The sequence below is a fragment of the Pseudomonas sp. FA117 genome (assembly GCF_057370475.1).
Map to the genome: position 1 here is coordinate 2,115,739 of NZ_CM170675.1, position 20,089 is coordinate 2,135,827.

At 65.9% G+C, this 20,089-nt stretch carries 14 protein-coding genes; 6 read left to right on the plus strand and 8 right to left on the minus strand.

Annotation, left to right across the window (positions count from 1 at the left end; translation table 11 throughout):
- The first annotated feature begins 67 nt into the window (after window positions 1-67).
- Entirely contained in the window at window positions 68-2,377 is a 2,310-nt protein-coding gene (locus AC1TXO_RS09905) for a fimbria/pilus outer membrane usher protein (RefSeq protein ID WP_486406823.1), read from the plus strand.
- Entirely contained in the window at window positions 2,374-3,342 is a 969-nt protein-coding gene (locus AC1TXO_RS09910) for a Csu type fimbrial protein (RefSeq protein ID WP_486406134.1), read from the plus strand. The genes AC1TXO_RS09905 and AC1TXO_RS09910 overlap by 4 nt, the downstream gene beginning before the upstream one ends.
- Window positions 3,343-3,388: 46 nt before the next feature.
- Here the strand turns inward: AC1TXO_RS09910 and AC1TXO_RS09915 are convergent, their stop codons facing one another.
- From AC1TXO_RS09915 to AC1TXO_RS09925, 3 genes are all read right to left on the minus strand, one after another.
- The gene (locus AC1TXO_RS09915; protein WP_486406135.1) at window positions 3,389-4,537 is read right to left on the minus strand and encodes a M14 family metallopeptidase; all 1,149 of its coding nucleotides are present in this window, start codon (window positions 4,535-4,537) and stop codon (window positions 3,389-3,391) included.
- A gap of 98 nt (window positions 4,538-4,635) precedes the next feature.
- Window positions 4,636-5,151, minus strand: coding sequence for a DUF4880 domain-containing protein (locus AC1TXO_RS09920; protein WP_486406136.1), 516 nt, complete (start codon window positions 5,149-5,151; stop codon window positions 4,636-4,638).
- Window positions 5,152-5,591: 440 nt separating this feature from the next.
- A complete protein-coding gene (locus tag AC1TXO_RS09925) occupies window positions 5,592-5,900 on the minus strand; it encodes a DUF6124 family protein (protein WP_486406137.1) in 309 nt (102 codons plus the stop codon).
- A gap of 130 nt (window positions 5,901-6,030) precedes the next feature.
- Between AC1TXO_RS09925 and AC1TXO_RS09930 the strand changes: the two genes are divergently transcribed.
- Window positions 6,031-6,690 carry a LexA family protein gene (locus tag AC1TXO_RS09930; RefSeq protein ID WP_486406138.1) on the plus strand — a complete coding sequence of 220 codons (660 nt, stop codon included), beginning with the start codon at window positions 6,031-6,033 and terminating at the stop codon, window positions 6,688-6,690.
- Window positions 6,691-6,770: 80 nt separating this feature from the next.
- Here AC1TXO_RS09930 and AC1TXO_RS09935 read toward each other — a convergent pair whose 3' ends face one another.
- Genes AC1TXO_RS09935 through AC1TXO_RS09950 form a run of 4 tightly spaced genes read right to left on the minus strand, consistent with a single transcriptional unit; the run spans window position 6,771 to window position 12,329 of the window.
- On the minus strand, window positions 6,771-8,726 hold the full coding sequence (locus AC1TXO_RS09935; protein ID WP_486406139.1) for an acetyl/propionyl/methylcrotonyl-CoA carboxylase subunit alpha: 1,956 nt from the start codon (window positions 8,724-8,726) through the stop codon (window positions 6,771-6,773).
- Window positions 8,723-9,535: a gamma-carboxygeranoyl-CoA hydratase gene (locus tag AC1TXO_RS09940; protein WP_486406140.1), complete on the minus strand. Its 813-nt coding sequence runs from the start codon at window positions 9,533-9,535 to the stop codon at window positions 8,723-8,725. The genes AC1TXO_RS09935 and AC1TXO_RS09940 overlap by 4 nt, the downstream gene beginning before the upstream one ends.
- A 3-nt stretch (window positions 9,536-9,538) precedes the next feature.
- Entirely contained in the window at window positions 9,539-11,146 is a 1,608-nt protein-coding gene (locus AC1TXO_RS09945; protein WP_486406141.1) for a carboxyl transferase domain-containing protein, read from the minus strand.
- A 19-nt stretch (window positions 11,147-11,165) separates the two neighbouring features.
- A complete protein-coding gene (locus AC1TXO_RS09950; RefSeq protein ID WP_486406142.1) occupies window positions 11,166-12,329 on the minus strand; it encodes an isovaleryl-CoA dehydrogenase in 1,164 nt (387 codons plus the stop codon).
- A 279-nt stretch (window positions 12,330-12,608) separates the two neighbouring features.
- Between AC1TXO_RS09950 and AC1TXO_RS09955 the strand changes: the two genes are divergently transcribed.
- Window positions 12,609-14,270, plus strand: a complete 1,662-nt coding sequence (locus tag AC1TXO_RS09955; protein ID WP_486406143.1) for an AMP-binding protein — start codon at window positions 12,609-12,611, stop codon at window positions 14,268-14,270.
- Between the two features lie 54 nt (window positions 14,271-14,324).
- On the opposite strand, the gene AC1TXO_RS09960 is transcribed toward AC1TXO_RS09955, so the two are convergent.
- On the minus strand, window positions 14,325-14,486 hold the full coding sequence (locus AC1TXO_RS09960; RefSeq protein WP_486406144.1) for a hypothetical protein: 162 nt from the start codon (window positions 14,484-14,486) through the stop codon (window positions 14,325-14,327).
- Window positions 14,487-14,626: 140 nt separating this feature from the next.
- Between AC1TXO_RS09960 and AC1TXO_RS09965 the strand changes: the two genes are divergently transcribed.
- Window positions 14,627-16,660, plus strand: a complete 2,034-nt coding sequence (locus AC1TXO_RS09965; RefSeq protein ID WP_486406145.1) for an alpha-1,4-glucan--maltose-1-phosphate maltosyltransferase — start codon at window positions 14,627-14,629, stop codon at window positions 16,658-16,660.
- A 57-nt stretch (window positions 16,661-16,717) separates the two neighbouring features.
- Entirely contained in the window at window positions 16,718-20,029 is a 3,312-nt protein-coding gene (treS, locus tag AC1TXO_RS09970; RefSeq protein ID WP_486406146.1) for a maltose alpha-D-glucosyltransferase, read from the plus strand.
- Window positions 20,030-20,089 lie beyond the last annotated feature (60 nt).

A 20,089-nucleotide genomic window follows, 5' to 3' on the forward strand; every position in this document is an offset into this window, starting at 1 on the left:
GGGAGGACCCACCGATGGTTGGAAACCGTGTGTGAGTGGCTGGCGGCGGGCAACGCGCCAGTGCTGGCTGGGCCTTGCGCTGCTGGGTCCCGTGCTTGGCGTGGCCGACGAACTTCCGCCGCCACCGGCCGAGAGCGAGGCGGTGGCCGACGCCACGCTGTACCTGGACCTGCTGGTGAACCAGGTGCCCAAGGCTGAGCTGGTGCCGGTGCAACAGCGCGCCGGTCGCCTGTACGTGGCCAGCGATGCACTGCGCGCGGCGGGCGTCCAGGTGCCGGGCGATCCCCAGGGCGAGGTGGCCCTGGAGAGCATCGCCGGCCTGCATGCGGACTACGACAGCGCGAACCAGCGCCTGCTGCTGCAAGTGCCGCCGGCCTGGCTGCCCGACCAGCAGTTCGGCGGGCGCAACCTGTACCCGGCGAGCGACGCCCGCAGCAGCTTCGGCGCCTTGCTCAACTACGACCTGTACCTCAACGACACCGATGACGCCGGCACCTACCTGGCGGCCTGGAACGAGCTGCGGGTGTTCGACAGCTGGGGCACCTTCTCCACCACCGGGCAGTGGCGCGAGTCGTTCAACGCGGCGCCCGGCAACCAGAACCGCGAGGGCTTCCTGCGCTACGACACCACCTGGCGCTTCACCGACGAGCAACGCCTGTTGACCTACGAGGCAGGCGACCTGGTGACCAGCGCCTTGCCCTGGAGCAGTTCGGTGCGGGTCGGCGGCCTGCAGATCTCGCGCGACTTCGCCGCCCGCCCGGACCTGGTCACCTATCCCTTGCCAGCCTTCGCCGGGGAGGCGGCGGTGCCCACGTCGCTGGACCTGTTCATCAACGGCTACAAGACCAGCACCACCGACCTGCAGCCCGGCCCCTACACCCTGACCAACGTGCCGTTCATCAATGGTGCCGGTGAAGCCGTGGTGGTCACCACCGACGCCCTCGGGCGCCAGGTTTCGACCACCTTGCCGTTCTATGTGACCAGCAGCCTGCTGGCCAAGGGCCTGTCGGACTTCTCCGTGGCCGCCGGCAGCCTGCGCCGCGACTACGCCGTGCGCGACTTCGGCTACGGACCCGGCGTGGCCACGGCAAGCCTGCGCCATGGCCTGAGCGACTCCTTCACCGTCGAAAGCCATCTGGAGACCGCCGAATCGATGATGCTCGGCGGTGTGGGCGGCAACCTGCGCCTGGGCACCTTCGGCGTGCTCAATGCCGCCGTCGCGCAGAGCCGCTTCGAAGGTGACAGCGGCCAGCAGGTGGCGCTGGGTTACCAGTACAACAGCCGGCGAATCGGCTTCAACTACCAGCGTATCGAACGTCATGGCGACTACGCCGACCTGACCCTGGTCGACAACCCCTACACCCGCCTGAGCACGCGCAGCGAGCAGGCCACGGTGAGCCTCAACCTGGACCGCTACGGCAGCGTCGGCGCCGGTTACTTCGACGTGCGCGCCGGCGACGGCTCGCGTACTCGCCTGATCAACCTGAGCTGGAGCAAGCCGCTGTGGCGCAACAGCAGCCTGTACCTGTCGGCCAACCGCGATGTCGGCGACAGCCAGTGGGCGGTGCAGGCGCAACTTGTGCTGCCGTTCGACACCCACGGCACCCTGGCTTTCAGCGCCGAGCGCAGCAAGGACGGCCAGGACCTGCAGCGCGTCAACTACAGCCGCGCAGTGCCGGTGGGCGGCGGCGTGGGCTACAACCTCGGCTACGCCACCGGCGGCGACCGCGATGCCTATCGCCAGGCCGACGTGACCTGGCGCCTGCAGTCGGTGCAGTTGCAGGCCGGGGTCTATGGCAGCAGTGGCGAGATGACCCGTTGGGCCGACGCTACAGGGTCGCTGGTGCTGATGGACTCGGGAATGTTCGCCGCCAACCGTGTCGACGATGCCTTCGTCGTCGTCAGCACCAGCGGCTATGCCGACGTGCCGGTGCGCTACGAGAACCAGGTGGTCGGTCGCACCGACCGCAACGGCCACCTGCTGGTGCCGTACAGCAGCGGTTACTACCGCGGCAAGTACGAGATCGACCCCATGGACCTGCCGGCCGACGTCATGGCGCCCTCGGTCGAGCAGCGGGTCGCGGTGCGGCGCGGCAGCGGCTACTTGCTGGAGTTCGCGCTCAAGCGTGTGCTGGCGGCAAGCATCGTGCTGGTCGACACCTCGCAGCAGACGCTCAAGCTGGGCAGCCGGGTGCGCGATACCGCGAGCGGCAGCGAGGCGGTGGTGGGCTGGGACGGGCTGGTGTATCTGGAAAACCTGTCGGCGCACAATCGCCTGCAGGTGGAGCTTGTCGATGGCGGCCAGTGCCAGGTCGAATTCGACCTGCCCGAAGGGGAGGGGCCGATTCCGCTGATCGGCCCGCTGGTGTGCCGATGAACGCCGTCGAGCGCCTGCTGCTGGCCGCGCTCTGCAGCGGCGTCGCGCCGGCCTGGGCCGCCTGCGCGGTCAGTGCCACGGCGCCGGCTTCGTTCGGCAGCATCAACTCGACCCTGGTGCGTACCACCGTGCAGCCAGCCTCGACCACCAATGCCGGGCTGTCCTGTACCGGTTCGCTGCTGTCGCTGCTGACCAGCAACGACCACTTCTACGCCACCATCACCTCGACCCGCACGGGGCTGGTCGGGCCGACCGGCGATGTCATTCCCTATACGATCTACGCCAACAACACCACCAGCTTTCCGGTCAGCCGCGGCACCCGTTTCGACTTCGCCCCCAACGGCATCATCGATGCCCTCGGCCTGCTCAACGGCACCTCGCCCAAATCGGTGCCGCTGTACCTGCGTACCGTGGTCGGGGCGAACGTCGCTGCCGGGGTCTACACCGAGACCCTGTCGATCCTGTGGGAGTGGAACTATTGCTCCGGCATCGGCCTGGGCAACATCTGCCTGGGCCGCGACATCGGCTCGGGCACGCAGAACCTGACCGTGACCCTGACGGTCAGCAACGACTGCCAGATCACCACGCCCAACATCAGTTTCGGCAGCGCCCCGGTGGTCGCCGGCTTCAGCACGGTGAACCAGAGCATCAACATTGCCTGCACCAAGGGCAGCAACTACACGGTCGGGCTGGACGACGGGCAGAACGTTTCGGCAGGGCGGCGGCGGATGAAGTCTGCGGCCAACAACTACCTGGCCTACGACATCTTCAAGAGCGCCGGTAGCGTGCGCTGGGGCTCGCTGACCAGCGCGCGCCGTGCCAGCAGCGATGCCGACGTCAATCCGGGGGCGGGGACCGGCACCGGCAGCCAGGTGTTCAACTACAACGCCAAGGTCTATACCGACCAGGCCACACCGCCGGCGGCGAGCTACACCGACTCGGTGATCCTCGACGTGCAGTTCTGAACAGGGGGCGGTGCACCGGTGCTGATCCGCCCCCACAGGCTGGAACTCAGCGCAGGTCCTTGACCATCTTCTCCAGGGTTTCCAGCACCGCCCCGGCCAGCGCCTTGGAACGTGCCCCGGACCAGCCGCTGCGGGCATCGGGGTTGTCGTCGTGGTCCTTGAACGGCATTTCCAGGGTCAGCGACAGGCAGTCATAGGCCTGGCCCACGGCATTGCAGGCCAGGGTCATGTTGGCCTGGCCAGGCAGGTCGCGGGTGTAGCCGTGCACGGTCTGGAAGTCCCTGGTCACGCTGCACAGGGTGCTGCGGAACTGCGTCTCCAGCTTTTCGATGCGCGGCGTGTAGCCCGGGTTGCCCTCGCAGGCGGCGGTGAACACGTGGGGGATTTCCTCGTCGCCGTGCACGTCGATGAAGGCATCGACGCCGTGCTGCTTCATCTGGCTCTGGGCGAAGAACACCTCCGGGCTCAGTTCGACACTGGCATCCTGCCAGGCGCGGTTGAGGTCCTTGCCCTTGAAGTTGGTGCGCAGGTGGCCGTGGAAGGCACCATCCGGGTTCATGTTGGGGATCAGGTACAGGTCGGCTTCGGCCAGCAGGCGCTGGAGCGTTGCATCGTTGGCTTCCAGGCGGTCGATCACGCCTTCCATGAACCACTCGGCCATGTGTTCGCCGGGATGCTGCTGGGCGATCAGCCACAGCTTGCGCGTGTCGCCAACCCCTTTGCTGGCACGCAGCAGGGGAATGTCGCGGCCCTGGACGCTGCGTCCGCTGGCCAGTAGTTCGACGCCGGGGATCTTCAGGGCACGTTCGATCAACTGGTTGTGCCGTGCGCGCGGGTAGGGCTCGAAGTAGGCGAACCAGGCCACCGGCTGCTCGGCGTCGAAGTCGAACGACAGGGCCTTGCCGTCGAAGCTGCTGGGCACGCGGAACCAGGTCTGCTGGTCGTAGGAAGCCACGGCGTGGTAGCCGGTCCAGGCATTCCGGTAGGACGACTGGTGGGCGTTGTCGAGGCTGAAGCGATGGGTCTGCCCGGGCGTCAGGCCGCTTGCCCTGAAGTGGAACCACTGAAAGTGGCCGCTATGGGTGTCGGGGCGAATGGCCAGGCGCACCTGGCGCGGGTCGCTGGCATCCAGCACCTGGATGTTGCCGGAATCGAAATCGCAGTCGATCTGCAGCGGGGACAGCGTCACGGTCATTGCCAGGCTCCTGTGGCTTTGTTGTGACGCTACTGTAGCTCAACGAGTGCTGGGGTGTCTTTGCTGGCCCTGCCGCAGGTCAGGCGTGTGCCGGCGCCTCAGACGAACAGGCCAAAGGCTACCAGCGCTGCAACGCCAAGCCCGACCGCAATCGAACAGCCGCCCAGAGACAGCGCCGCCCGGCCATTGCGGTACCAGCCGTCCTGCCCGAGTTGTCGCGCCGGGGCCTGCAGGCTGCGCCAGCTCAGCTCGGTCTGGCGGAAGGCCTGCAGGTGCTCGGGTGCCGCATCCAGCCAGCGGCGAAAGTCGATGCGTTCGCAACTGGTGGCTTGCGGGCTCTGCAGACGCACGTACCACTGCTCGGCGATGCTGGCCAGCAGGTCGCGGCGCGGGCGGGCGCTCTGCAGTGCCTGCAGCAGGTGGCGTTCGATGGTTGCTACGGGCAGGTCGAGGCGTGCGGCGATGTCGGCGATGCCCAGCTGGTCCAGGCGGTTGAGCAGGAACACTTGCTGAACCCGGCGTGGCAAACGCTTGAGGCCATGCAGGAGTGCGTTGTCGGAAGGGCTCTGGGCGGCTTGCGGGCCATGCTCGAGGGGCAATAGCAGACGGGTCATGGACGGCTCCTTGCGCGAGAAGAGGTGAGAGGGGGCATCCTCCCTGATGCGCGGCCAGCTTAATCGTAACGAGATTGATTCTCAAGTGCTGTTTGCGCAAAACGCTGCAACACAGATTCACGAATTGACACACCTTTGCTATCATCGCGGCCATTCAAAGCGGTAACCCTTCTTCATTAGCCTGAAGAGCCAAAAAAAAATGACCCGGCAAAAAGCCGGGTCAAAAACCGTGATTAGCCTGATGAGGAGATAATCTGAGAGTCCGACCTGAGGGCTCCAGGTTATCCAGCAAGTCTCGCGACCTGCTGAGTGCAATAATAATCGTTATCATTTGCCAGTCAAATGATTTCTCGTCTTTTACGAAAAATAATTTCACTGTGCGCTTCCTGTCCCGGCAACCGGGGCACTGCCGCTACCCGGCAATCACGAGCTCCCGCCTTTCATAGCCCCTGTGGTGCAGATCGCTGCTCCAGCAGTGCGCGCGCCATGTTCACCATATGCATCAATGCGAACAGCAGCTCACGGGTCGTCCCCTGCTGGTGGCTGCCGGTTTCCTGCGCGGTGGCTGCCGCGCAGCGCAACAGGGCCATGGCGTGGGCGTTGGCCTGTTCGGGCGAGACGTCCTTGCGCAGGGTCCAGGGCACGCTGTCGATGCTGGCGTGGGGCGGGTTGGGATTGAGGTAGTAGTCGAGCGCGCGACGGGCGGCTTCGCTGTCCAAATCCTTTTCTGGATATGTCATTGGTTTCATCCTGTTACCAGTCGAGGGGAGTGGGGAAATCAATACACGTGCATACTAATACGAAAAGTACTTTTTACGATCAGATTAATAATACAATATGTGTATTGAGCGCTGATGGGCAGTCCGTATCGTGCGGGCGATGGAAAAATGGATCGCGTTGGTCAAGCAAAGGATGCGAGAGCTGGGTCTTTCGCAGGAACAACTCGCCGAACGCGTTGGGGTGACCCAGGGCGGCGTCGGTCATTGGCTGCGCGGCACACGTCAGCCGAAGGTGGGCATGATGAACCAGGTGCTGCAGGCCCTGGGCATGGCGCACCTGCATGTGTCGCTGCGCATGGTGCGCATCGACCAGCTGGCCGAGCGTAACGGCAGCTACGCCGTGGATGAAGAAGACGACGACCACGACCTGCAGCAGTACATCATGTGCTTCCGCTACCCGGTGCTGGCCTGGGCCGAGCTGGACGGGCCGCTGCCGGAGGATTGCATCGTCTATGAGCAGACCGACTATCCGGCGCTGGGCAAGGCGTTCTGGCTACCGGTCGAAGGCGACCTGATGAGCGCGCCGAGTGGCCCCAGCGTGCCTGAGCAGATGCTGGTACTGGTCGATCCGGGGGTGCCGGCGGCACCGGGCAAACTGGTGATCGCCCGGCAGAAGGGCACTTCGGCGATGTTCCGGCAACTGGTCGAGGATGGCGGGCAGCGTTATCTCAAGCCACTGAACCCGACCTACCCGAAGCTGTTGTGCGGTGAAGATTTCGAGGTGCTGGGCGTGGTGGTGCGGTCGCACGGACGGCATTGAGCCAGCGCTCAGACACCACTGCCTCCCCCTGAGGGCGCGGCCTCAGGGGGGAGGATTGGTGTCGAGTCGCGTCGCGGCCCTCAGTCCTCTTCCAGCTCCACCAGCACCGTCCCTTCGCTGACCATGTCCCCTTCCTGGCAGAACAGTGCCTTCACCGTCCCGGCCTGCGCCGCGCGGATGCTGTGCTCCATCTTCATCGCCTCCAGTACCACCAGCGCCGTTCCGGCTTCCACCGCCTGGCCGGGCTCGACCAGCACGCGCACGATGCTGCCGTTCATGGGCGCGCCCATACCGCCCTGATGCGCATGGGCGTGCTGGGCGGCTGCGATCGGGTCGAACGCAGTGACACTGTGCAGTTCGCCCTCCCACTGCAGGTACAGCACGCCTTGCCGGCGAACGGCCAAGTGGCGGCGACGCAGGCCATCCTGGTCGTGCACCAGTTGCTCGCCCTGCAACTGGTATGTGGAGGGAGCACTGTTCTGCAGCGCCACGGCCTGGTCCTGGCCGTCGCAGGTCAGGTGCAGGCTGCTGCGTGGCGGCAGGCCCAGGCGCAGGCCGCTGCGCTCGGACCAGGGGGAGTCGAGGTCGTCCGCGCGCCGCAGTGGCGCGTCGCCCTGCAGCCAGGCTTCGGCAGCCGCCTGCCAGAACGCCGCCGGCCGCTCGCTGGCGGCGGGCAGCAGCACCGCCTGGTGGCGGCCGATAAAGCCGGTGTCCAGTTCGGCGGCGGCGAAGGCCGGATGGGCAAGGATGCGCCGCAGGAAGGCGATGTTGGTCTTCAGGCCGCCGATGGCGAATTCGTCGAGCATGGCCAGCAGGCGCAGGCGCGCCTGTTCGCGGTTCTGCCCCCAGGCGATCAGCTTGCCCAGCATAGGGTCGTAGAAGGGTGAGATCACGTCGCCCTCGCTGACCCCGCTGTCGACGCGACGGCCTTCGCCCGGTGCCGATTCGCGGTACAGGGCCAGGGCGCCGGTGGCCGGCAGGAAGTCATTGCCAGGGTCTTCGGCGTACAGCCGGACCTCGATGGCATGGCCCACCAGCGGCACTTGCGCCTGAGTGATCGGCAAGGCTTCGCCGCAGGCCACGCGGATCTGCCAGGCCACCAGGTCCAGACCGGTGATGGCCTCGGTGACCGGGTGCTCGACCTGCAGGCGGGTATTCATCTCCATGAAGAAGAACTCGCCACGGGCATCGAGCAGGAATTCCACCGTGCCCGCGCCGACATAGCCGATGGCCTGGGCTGCACGCACTGCGGCCTCGCCCATGGCCTGGCGTAGTTGCGCCGACAGGCCCGGCGCTGGCGCCTCTTCGACAACCTTCTGGTGACGGCGCTGGATCGAGCAGTCGCGCTCGTTGAGGTACAGGCAGTGGCCGTGCTGGTCGGCAAACACCTGGATCTCCACGTGGCGCGGCTTGAGCACGTACTTTTCCACCAGCATCCGCGCATCGCCGAACGACGACTGCGCCTCGCGCTGGGCCGAGGCCAGGGCGTCGGCCAGCTCGCTCTCCTGCTCGACCACCTTCATGCCCTTGCCGCCGCCGCCGGCGCTGGCCTTGAGCAGTACCGGATAACCGATGCGCGCCGCTGCGGCGCGGAAGGTTTCCAGGTCCTGGGCCTCGCCGTGGTAACCGGGCACCAGCGGTACACCGGCCGCTTCCATCAGCGCCTTGGCCGCCGACTTGCTGCCCATGGCGTCGATGGCGCTGGCCGGTGGGCCGAGGAAGATCAGCCCGGCCTGCTCGATGGCGCGGGCAAAGCCTGCGTTCTCGGACAGGAACCCGTAGCCGGGATGGATCGCCTGGGCACCACTGGCCTTGGCCGCAGCGATCAGCTTGTCGATCACCAGGTAGCTGTCGGCGGCCTTGGTGCCGCCCAGGTCGACGCGGATATCGGCCTCGCGGCTGTGCCGGGCGTCACGGTCGGTGGCGCTGTGCACCGCCACCGTGGTCAGGCCCATGGCCTTGGCGGTGCGCATCACCCGGCAGGCGATCTCGCCGCGGTTGGCGACCAGCAGGGTGGTCAGCGTGGGTTGGCTCATGGGCGAGGTTCCTTGTCGTCGGGTTGCCAGGCGGGGCGGCGTTTTTCCAGGAACGCGCGCAGCCCTTCCTGGCCTTCGGGGCTGACGCGGATACGCGCGATGGCGTTCTCGCAATAGCGGCGCAGGGCCGGGCTGAGTTCACCGTCGTCCACTTCGCGCAGCAAGTCCTTGGTGGCGCGCAGGGCCTGGGGGCTGTTGTGCAGCAGGTTGTCGATCCAGGCCTGGACCTGGGTTTCCAGCTCGCCGGCCGGATACACCTCGGCCAGCAGGCCCAGTTCACGGGCGCGCACGCCGCTGAACCGCTCGGCGGTCAGGGCATAGCGGCGTGCGGCGCGCTCGCCGATGGCCTTGACCACGAACGGGCTGATCACCGCCGGGGCCAGACCGATGCGCACTTCCGACAGGCACAGCTGGGCATCCTCGGCGCCAACGGCCATGTCGCAGCAACTGATCAGGCCCAGCGCGCCGCCAAAGGCTGCGCCCTGGACCACGGCCAGGGTCGGCGCCTTCAGGCGGTGCAGGCTGTACATCAGCTCGCCCAGTTCACGGGCATCGTCCAGGTTGGTATTGAAGTCCAGTTGCGCCGACTGCTGCATCCAGGCCAGGTCGGCGCCGGCGCTGAAGTGCCGGCCACGGCCGCGCAACAGCACGAAGCGCAGGCTGGTGTCCTCGCCCAGTTGGTCGATGGCCACGATCAGCTCGCGAATCATCTGCGCGTTGAAGGCGTTGTTCTTGTCTTCACGGTTCAGCCACAGGGTGGCGAAGCCGCGAGGGTCCTTGATCACTTCAAGGGTGGCGAAATCGCTCATGGGTCACATCCGGAAAATGCCGAAGCGGCTCTGTTCGATCGGGGCGTTCAGCGCGGCGGACAAGGCAAGGCCCAGCACTTCACGGGTTTGCGCCGGGTCGATGACGCCGTCATCCCACAGCCGTGCACTGGAGTAGTAGGGGTGGCCCTGGCGTTCGTACTGGTCGAGAATCGGCTGCTTGAGCTGTTTTTCGTCCTCGGCGCTGAACACTTCGCCACTGCGCTCGCTCTGCTCGCGCTTGACCTGGGCCAGCACGCCGGCGGCCTGTTCGGCACCCATCACGCCGATTCGCGCGTTGGGCCACATCCACAGGAAACGCGGATCGTAGGCGCGCCCGCACATGCCGTAGTTGCCAGCACCGAAGCTGCCGCCGATGATCACCGTGAACTTCGGCACCTGGGCGCAGGCCACTGCGGTCACCAGCTTGGCGCCGTGCTTGGCGATGCCGCCTTCCTCGTATTTCTTGCCGACCATGAACCCTGTGATGTTCTGCAGGAACAACAGCGGGATGCCGCGTTGGCAGGCCAGTTCGATGAAGTGCGCGCCTTTTTGCGCGGCCTCGGCGAAGAGGATGCCGTTGTTGGCCAGGATCGCCACCGGATAGCCATGCAGGTGGGCGAAGCCGCACACCAGGGTGGTGCCGAACAGGGCCTTGAACTCATCGAACACCGAGCCGTCGACCAGGCGCGCGATGATCTCGCGCACATCGAACGGTTGCTTGGCATCGGCCGGGACCACGCCATACAGCTCTTGTGCGTCATACAGCGGGGCAATCGGTGCCTGGCACTGCAGCTTGCCCTGCTTGTGCCAGTTGAGGTTGGCGACACTGCGCCGGGCGATGGCCAGGGCGTGCTCGTCATTGTCGGCATAGTGGTCGGCCACGCCGCTGGTGCGGCAGTGCACGTCGGCGCCGCCGAGGTCCTCGGCGCTGACCACCTCGCCGGTCGCAGCTTTCACCAGGGGTGGGCCGGCGAGGAAGATGGTCGCCTGCTGGCGCACCATGATCGCCTCGTCGGCCATGGCCGGCACGTAGGCGCCACCGGCGGTGCACGAACCCATCACCACGGCGATCTGCGGGATGCCCAGTGCGCTCATGTTGGCCTGGTTGAAGAAGATTCGCCCGAAGTGCTCGCGGTCAGGGAACACCTCGTCCTGGCGCGGCAGGTTGGCGCCGCCGGAGTCGACCAGGTAGATGCACGGCAGGCGGTTCTGCAGGGCGATGGTCTGCGCGCGCAGGTGTTTCTTCACGGTCAGCGGGTAGTAGGAGCCGCCTTTGACCGTGGCGTCATTGGCCACGATCATGCACTCGACGCCTTCGACGCGGCCAATGCCGGCGATCACACCTGCTGCCGGCACGTCTTCGCCATACACCTCATGGGCGGCGAGTTGGCCGATCTCGAGAAACGCCGAGCCCGGGTCGAGCAGGCGGTCGATGCGCTCACGCGGCAGCAGCTTGCCGCGCGAGGTGTGGCGCTGCTGGGCCTTGGCGCCGCCGCCCTGGCTGACCTGGGCCAGCAGGGTGCGCAGGGCCTCGACCTGTTCGAGCATGGCCGCGCTGTTGTCGGCGAACTCCGCCGAGCGCGGGTTGATCTGGGTGTGCAGGGTAGCCATGAACGCCAGCTCCTTGTGCTCAGCGGGTTTCGTTGAACAGTTCGCGACCGATCAGCATCCGGCGGATTTCGCTGGTGCCGGCACCGATCTCGTAGAGTTTGGCGTCGCGCAGCAGGCGGCCAGCCGGGAATTCGTTGATGTAGCCGTTGCCGCCGAGAATCTGGATGGTTTCCAGGGCCATCTGCGTGGCGCGTTCGGCGGTGTAGAGGATCACCCCGGCGGCATCCTTGCGCGTGGTCTCGCCGCGATCGCAGGCCTGGGCCACGGCATACAGGTAGGCGCGGCTGGCATTGAGCTGGGTGTACATGTCGGCGATCTTGCCCTGGATCAGCTGGAACTCGCCGATGCTCTGGCCGAACTGCTTGCGGTCGTGAATGTACGGCACCACCAGGTCCATGCAGCTCTGCATGATGCCGGTCGGGCCGCCCGAGAGCACCACGCGCTCGTAGTCCAGGCCGCTCATCAGCACGCGCACGCCGCCGTTGAGCTGGCCGAGGATGTTTTCTTCCGGCACTTCGACGCCATCGAAGAACAGCTCGCAGGTGTTGGAGCCGCGCATGCCCAACTTGTCGAACTTGTTGCTGCGCGAGAAGCCCTTCCAGTCACGCTCGACGATGAACGCGGTGATGCCGTGGGGGCCCTTGTCCAGGTCGGTCTTGGCGTAGATCACGTAGGTGTTGGCGTCGGGGCCGTTGGTGATCCAGGTCTTGCTGCCGTTGAGTACATAGCGGTCGCCGCGTTTCTCGGCGCGCAGTTTCATCGACACCACGTCTGAGCCGGCGTTGGGTTCGCTCATGGCCAGGGCGCCGATGTGCTCGCCGCTGATCAGCTTGGGCAGGTACTTGAGCTTCTGCTCATGGGTGCCATTGCGGTTGATCTGGTTGACGCACAGGTTGGAGTGGGCGCCGTAGGACAGCGCGACCGAGGCCGAGGCGCGGCTGATCTCTTCCATCGACACCACGTGGGCCAGGTAGCCCAGGCCGGCACCGCCGTATTCTTCCGGCACGGTGATGCCCAGCAGGCCCATGTCGCCGAACTTGCGCCACATGTCGGCGGGGAACAGGTTGTCGTGGTCGATCTGGGCGGCACGTGGGGCGAGTTCGGCGGCAGCGAAGGTGCGCACCTGGTCGCGGAGCATGTCGATGGTCTCGCCCAGGGCGAAGTTCAGGCTGGGGTAATGCATGGGGGCACCTTGTTGTTCTTGAAATTCGAGGTACTGCACCGACCCTGTGGGAGCGGGCTTGCCCGCGATGCCCGTCAGAACGGCCAGCGATGTTGTCTGGTCCGGCCTCATCGCGGGCAAGCCCGCTCCCACAGGATCGGTGCTCGTGGTTGACGTTAACGTAAACCTGCCTTTCGGGACTGTCAATTGGATCATCACCTTTACGTAAACGTAAATCTGCGCCAGAGTAATCGCCGCCTGCTTCAGTCATGCCCAGAACAACCACAAGAAGGGACCACCATGCCTCAACCAAGCTATACCCGCGGCCGTCAGGAGCAACCGCTGCTGACCCTGACCATCGGCCAGGCCTTCGACGCCACGGTCGCCCGCTGGCCCGAGCGCGAAGCACTGGTGGTGCGTCACCAGGGCCTGCGCTACACCTGGCGCGAGCTGGCCGACCAGGTCGAGGTGCATGCCCGGGCCCTGATTGCGCTGGGGATCGCCAGCGGCGATCGAGTCGGTATCTGGGCGCCGAACTGCGCCCAGTGGTGCATCCTGCAGATCGCCACGGCGAAGGTCGGCGCGATCCTGGTCAACATCAACCCGGCGTACCGGGTGGGTGAGTTGGAGTACGTGTTGCGTCAGTCCGGTTGCAGCTGGCTGGTGTGCGCCGATGCCTTCAAGTCGTCCGACTACCACGCGATGGTGCAAGAACTGGTGCCCGAACTCGGTGCGCAGCCGCTGGTGAGTGAACGCCTGCCGGACCTGCGTGGCGTCATCAGCCTGTCGTCCACTCCGCCGAGCGGCATGCTGGCGTGGGAGGCGCTGGCCGAACGGGCAGGGCAGGTCGATGCCCAGACGCTGCAGGCGAGGCAGCAGGGTTTGCAGTTCGACCAGGCGGTGAACATCCAGTACACCTCCGGCACCACTGGCGCGCCGAAAGGCGCCACGCTCAGCCACTACAACATCCTCAACAACGGCTTCATGGTCGGCGAAAGCCTGGGCCTGAGCGAGCACGACCGCATGGTGATTCCGGTGCCGCTGTACCACTGCTTCGGCATGGTCATGGGCAACCTGGGCTGCATCACGCATGGCAGCACCATGATCTACCCCAACGATGCCTTCGATCCCGAGTTGACGCTGCAGGCGGTGGCCGACGAGCGCGCCAGCATTCTCTATGGCGTGCCGACCATGTTCATCACCATGCTCGACCATCCGTCACGCAGCACCCTCGACCTCTCGACCCTGCGCAGCGGCATCATGGCCGGTGCTACCTGCCCGATCGAGGTGATGCGCCGGGTGATCGAGCAGATGCACATGGCCGAGGTGCAGATTGCCTACGGCATGACCGAGACCAGCCCGGTGTCGCTGCAGACCGGTCCGGACGATGCGCTGGAGTTGCGGGTGACCACGGTCGGGCGCACCCAGCCGCAGTTGGAGACCAAGCTGGTGGACGAGCACGGGGCGATCGTCGCGCGCGGCGAGATCGGCGAGCTGTGTACCCGCGGCTACAGCGTGATGCTGGGGTACTGGGATAACGCCGAAGCCACTCACCAGGCCATCGACCCGGCGCGCTGGATGCGCACGGGTGACCTGGCGGTGATGGACGAGCAGGGCTATGTGCGCATTGTCGGGCGCAACAAGGACATGATCATTCGCGGCGGCGAGAACATCTATCCGCGCGAGCTGGAGGAGTTCTTCTACACCCACCCCGCAGTGGCCGACGCGCAGGTGATCGGCATTCCCTGCAGCCGCTACGGTGAAGAGATCGTCGCCTGGATCAAACTGCACCCGGGCCACAGCGTCACGGTCGAGGAACTGCAGGCCTGGTGCAAGGCGCGTATCGCGCATTTTAAGGTGCCCCGGCACCTGCGCCTGGTCGACGAGTTCCCGATGACGGTCACCGGCAAGGTGCAGAAGTTTCGGATGCGCGAGATCAGCGTCGAAGAACTGCAGCTGTGAGGCTCAAGCGGCCGGCGCAACTTGCCGCTTGCAACTCGCCACCTGCAGCTATCCTCAAGCTTTCACCGGCGGCTCCTGGCTCGGCGGGTCGCCCACTGTCGGCGGCATCGTCGGCTTGATCGGCAGTTCGTCCGGATCTTCCTCGGGTACCGGCGGCGGCAGTGCCGGGTCGTCGATGTTCGGATCGGGCGTCTCCGGTGGAATGGGAATGTTCATGGCCTGACCTCGCGGGGTGGATGAAGAGGTTCTGCAGGCTTCGACCGACTGCAGCCGCCATTCGCTCAATTTTTTTGAACCCACCGTGCAGGCATGGCTCTGAACCCTTACCGCCCACCAGCTCAGGGGAGCAAGGTCCGATGTCTGGTAATGAGCCCTTCGCAAGCGTGCCTTTCGAGCAAGTGCCCAAGGCCAACGATCACCCGGACCAGGCCATCAGCCTGTCCCAGGCGCTGTTGGCGCCGCGCATCGTCATCGAGGACACCACTCCCGTGCTCGATGCCGGTGCCTTTGCCGCCAAGGCGGTGAGCGGGCAGGCGGTGCAGGTGACCAGCAAGGTCTACAGCGACGGCCATGACCGTCTGGCCGTGACGCTGCACTGGCGCCAGGCCCATAGCCGGCACTCGCATGGTGTGCCGATGACTTCGGCAGGCAACGACCTGTGGCTTGCCGAGTTCACGCCAGTGGAGCCGGGCCTGCACCTGTTCGGCATCGAAGCCTGGATCGATCCCTACGCCACGTATTGCCACGACCTCGAGAAGAAGTACCACGCCGGTGTCGAGGTCACGCTGGAGCTGGAGGAGGGCAGGTTGCTGCTGGGCAAGGGCATCGAGCGCAGCGACGGTCCCTTGCGTGCGCAGCTCGAAGCGCTGCAGCAGCGCCTGCCGACGCTGACGGCGGACGATCAGGTGGCGCTGCTGCTGAGCCCTGAAAGCGCCAGCCTGATGAGCCAGGCCGAACACCGCAGCTACCTGACCCGCAGCCCCGAACTACCGCTGGACGTGGATCGCGAGCGGGCGCTGTTCGCCAGCTGGTACGAGCTGTTCCCACGCTCGATCACCGACGACCCCGAACGCCATGGCACCTTCGACGATGTGCACCAGCGCCTGCCGATGATCCGCGACATGGGTTTCGACGTGCTGTATTTCCCGCCGATCCACCCCATCGGCAAGCAGCACCGCAAGGGCCGCAACAACGCTCTGCAAGCCGCCCCTGACGATCCGGGCAGCCCTTACGCGATCGGCAGCCCCGAGGGCGGCCACGATGCCATTCACCCGCAACTGGGCAGCCGCGAAGACTTCCGTCGGCTGGTCGCCGCCGCCGCCGAGCATGGCCTGGAAATCGCCCTCGACTTCGCCATCCAGTGCTCCCAGGATCACCCCTGGCTTAGCGAGCACCCAGGCTGGTTCAGTTGGCGCCCGGACGGCACCATCCGCTACGCCGAGAACCCGCCGAAAAAGTACCAGGACATCGTCAACGTCGATTTCTACGCACCTGACGCCGTGCCCTCGCTGTGGCTGGCGCTGCGCGATGTGGTGATCGGCTGGGTCGAGGAGGGCGTGCGCACTTTCCGTGTCGACAATCCGCACACCAAGCCCTTGCCGTTCTGGCAATGGCTGATCGCCAATGTACGCAGCCAGTACCCCGATGTGCTGTTCCTCGCCGAGGCGTTCACCCGCCCGGCAATGATGGCGCGCCTGGGCAAGGTCGGCTACGCGCAGAGCTACACCTATTTCACCTGGCGCAATACCAAGCAGGAGTTGCGCGAATATTTCGAGCAGCTCAACCAGCCGCCGTGGAGCCTGTGCTACCGGCCGAACTTCTTCGTCAACACTCCCGACATCAACCCCTATTTTCTGCAGGCTAGCGGCCGCCCGGGCTTCCTCATCCGTGCGGCGCTGGCGACCATGGGTTCGGGGCTGTGGGGCATGTACTCGGGCTTCGAGCTGTGCGAAGGCACGCCGTTGCCGGGCAAGGAGGAGTACCTGGATTCGGAGAAGTACCAGATCCGCCCGCGCGACTTCACCGCACCCGGCAACATCGTTGCCGAGATCGCCCAGCTCAACCGCATCCGCCGCCAGAACCGAGCGCTGCAGACCCACCTGGGCGTGGCCTTCTTCAATTGCTGGAACGAGCAGATCCTGTATTTCGCCAAGCGCACGCCCGAGCGCGACAACTTCATCCTGGTTGCCATCAGCCTCGATCCGCACAACGCCCAGGAAGCGCATTTCGAACTGCCGCTGTGGGAGCTGGGGCTCGACGACAACGCCGATACACAAGGCGAGGACCTGATGACCGGGCACCGCTGGACCTGGCATGGCAAGACCCAGTGGATGCGTATCGAACCCTGGCACCAGCCGTTCGGGATCTGGCGCATCAGCAAGCTTCACTGATCGTTGTGCCGGAGCCGATCCGCTCCCCCACAAACCAGGAACTGAAAGGAGTCGCACATGGCCAAGCGTTCGCGCCCGGCAGCCTTCATCGACGATCCGCTGTGGTACAAGGATGCGGTGATCTACCAGTTGCACATCAAGTCGTTCTTCGATGCCAACAACGATGGGATCGGCGACTTCGCGGGCCTGATCAGCAAGCTCGACTACATTGCCGAACTGGGGGTCAACACCCTCTGGCTGCTGCCGTTCTACCCCTCGCCGCGGCGCGACGATGGCTACGACATCGGCGAGTACAAGGCCGTGCACCCCGACTACGGCAGCATGGCCGACGCCAGGCGTTTCATCGGCGAAGCGCACAAGCGCGGGCTGCGGGTCATCACCGAGCTGGTCATCAACCACACCAGCGACCAGCACCCCTGGTTCCAGCGCGCCCGTCATGCCAAGCGCGGCAGCCAGGCGCGCAACTTCTACGTGTGGTCGGACGACGACCAGAAGTACGACGGTACGCGGATCATCTTCCTCGACACCGAGAAGTCCAACTGGACCTGGGACCCGGTCGCCGGCCAGTACTTCTGGCACCGCTTCTATTCACACCAGCCAGACCTCAACTTCGACAACCCGCAGGTGATGAAGGCGGTGATCGGGGTCATGCGCTTCTGGCTCGATATCGGCGTCGACGGCCTGCGCCTGGATGCCATTCCGTACCTGATCGAGCGCGACGGCACCAACAACGAGAACCTGCCCGAGACCCACGCCGTGCTCAAGGCGATCCGCGCCGAGATCGACGCCAACTACCCTGATCGCATGCTCCTGGCCGAGGCCAACCAGTGGCCGGAAGACACCCGCCCGTACTTCGGCGAAGGCGATGGCGACGAATGCCACATGGCCTTCCACTTTCCCTTGATGCCGCGCATGTACATGGCCCTGGCCATGGAAGACCGCTTCCCGATCACCGATATCCTGCGCCAGACCCCGGAGATTCCCGCCAACTGCCAGTGGGCGATCTTCCTGCGCAACCACGACGAGCTGACCCTGGAGATGGTCACCGACCGCGAGCGCGACTACCTGTGGAACCACTACGCCGAAGACCGCCGTGCGCGCATCAACCTCGGCATTCGTCGGCGCCTGGCCCCGTTGCTGCAGCGCGACCGTCGTCGCATCGAGCTGCTGACCAGCCTGCTGCTGTCGATGCCTGGCACCCCGACCCTGTACTACGGCGATGAGCTGGGCATGGGCGACAATATCTACCTGGGCGACCGCGACGGCGTGCGCACGCCGATGCAGTGGTCGCCCGACCGCAATGGCGGGTTCTCCAAGGCCGACCCCCAGCGCCTGGTGCTGCCGCCGGTCATGGATCCGCTGTATGGCTACCAGACGGTCAACGTCGAGGCCCAGAGCCACGATCCGCACTCGCTGCTCAACTGGAACCGGCGCCTGCTGGCGGTGCGCAAGCAGCAGAAGGCCTTCGGTCGCGGTACTTTGAAGATGCTCACCCCCAGCAACCGGCGGATCCTCGCCTACGTGCGCGAATACACCGACGCCGACGGCAACAGCGAGACCATCCTCTGCGTGGCCAACGTCTCGCGCGCCGCACAGGCCGCCGAACTGGACCTGTCGCAGTATGCCGAGCGGGTGCCGGTGGAGATGCTCGGCGGCAGTGCCTTCCCGCCCATCGGCCAGCTGCCGTTCCTGCTGACCCTGCCGCCGTATGCCTTCTACTGGTTCCTGCTGGCCTCCCACGACCGTATGCCGAGCTGGCACGTGCAGGCCACCGAAGGCTTGCCGGAACTGACCACGCTGGTGCTGCGCAAGCGTCTGGAGGAGTTGCTCGAAGCGCCCTCGGTGGACACCCTGCAGGGGGCGATCCTGCCGCAATACTTGCCCAAGCGCCGCTGGTTCGCCGGCAAGGAAGGGCCGATCGACGCAGTGCGCATCCGCTATGGTGTGCGCTTGGGCACCGCCGGTTCGCCAGTGCTGCTCAGCGAGCTGGAGGTGCTCAGCGACGGCGTGACCAGCCATTACCAGTTGCCGTTCGGCCTGCTGCCGGAAGAGCAGATCAACACGGCCTTGCCCCAGCAACTGGCGCTGTCGCGAGTGCGCCGGGGGCGCCAGGTCGGGCTGATCACCGATGCCTTCGTCCAGGAGTCGTTCGTGCGCGCGGTCATGCAGGCCTGCGCCGATGGCACGCACCTGGCGACCGACGCTGGCGAGTTGCGCTTCCAGTGCACCGCACAACTGGCCGGGCTCGAGCTGGGCGACGACAGCGAGGTGCGTTACCTCAGTGCCGAGCAGTCCAACAGCTCGGTGGTGATCGGCGAGCGGGTGGTGCTCAAGCTGATTCGCCGGGTCAACCCGGGCATTCACCCGGAACTGGAAATGAGCGCCTATCTGACTGCCGTCGGCTTTGCCAATATCTCGCCGCTGCTGGCCTGGGTCAGCCGGGTGGATGAGCAACGGCAGGACCATCTGCTGATGATCGCCCAGGGCTACCTGAGCAATCAGGGCGATGCCTGGTCCTGGACCCAGAACACCCTGGAGCGAGCCATCCGTGACGAGATGGAACCTGCCCAGGCCAGTACCGAGGCGCACACCGATGCTCTGGCAGAACTGGCAGGTTTTGCCACCTTGCTCGGCCAGCGCCTGGGTGAAATGCACCTGCTGCTGGCCGCACCGACCGCTGACCAGGCCTTTGCCCCACGCCCCAGCGATGCCCGGGACAGCCAGCGCTGGAGCCGGCAGATCCAGGCCGAACTGAGTCGCGCGCTCGACCTGCTGGCCCAGCATCGCCAGCAGCTGGACAGCGACAGCCAGGCACTGGTCGACGACCTGCAACAACAGCGCGACGGCCTGGCGCAGCACATCGAGACCCTCGCCCGGCAGGCCCAGGGCGGCCTGCTGATGCGCGTGCACGGCGACCTGCACCTGGGCCAGGTACTGGTGGTGCAGGGCGATGCCTACCTCATCGACTTCGAAGGTGAGCCAGCCCGTGCGCTGGACGAGCGCCGGGCCAAGCACAGCCCCTACAAGGACGTCAGCGGTGTGCTGCGGTCCTTCGACTATGCTGCAGCGATGATCCTGCGCAGTGCCTCGGCGGTCGACCTGTCCGATGCCGCGCGCCAGGCCCGTCAACGGGTCGCCAGGCATTACCTGCACCAGTCGCGTCACGCCTTCGTCGAAGCCTACGGCCTGGCCACCGCCGCCATGCCCCATGCCTGGGCACGGGCCGAGGGCGAGCGCGCCGCGCTGGAGCTGTTCTGCCTGGAGAAGGCCGCCTACGAGATCATCTACGAAGCCGAGAACCGCCCGAGCTGGCTGGCCGTGCCCTTGCATGGCCTGCATGGGCTGATCAGTACCTGGGGCGAATCATGAACCCAGTAGCGGCGCCAGCGTTGCCTGGCACCGGCGCAGCCCGTGCCAGGCACTGCGTCA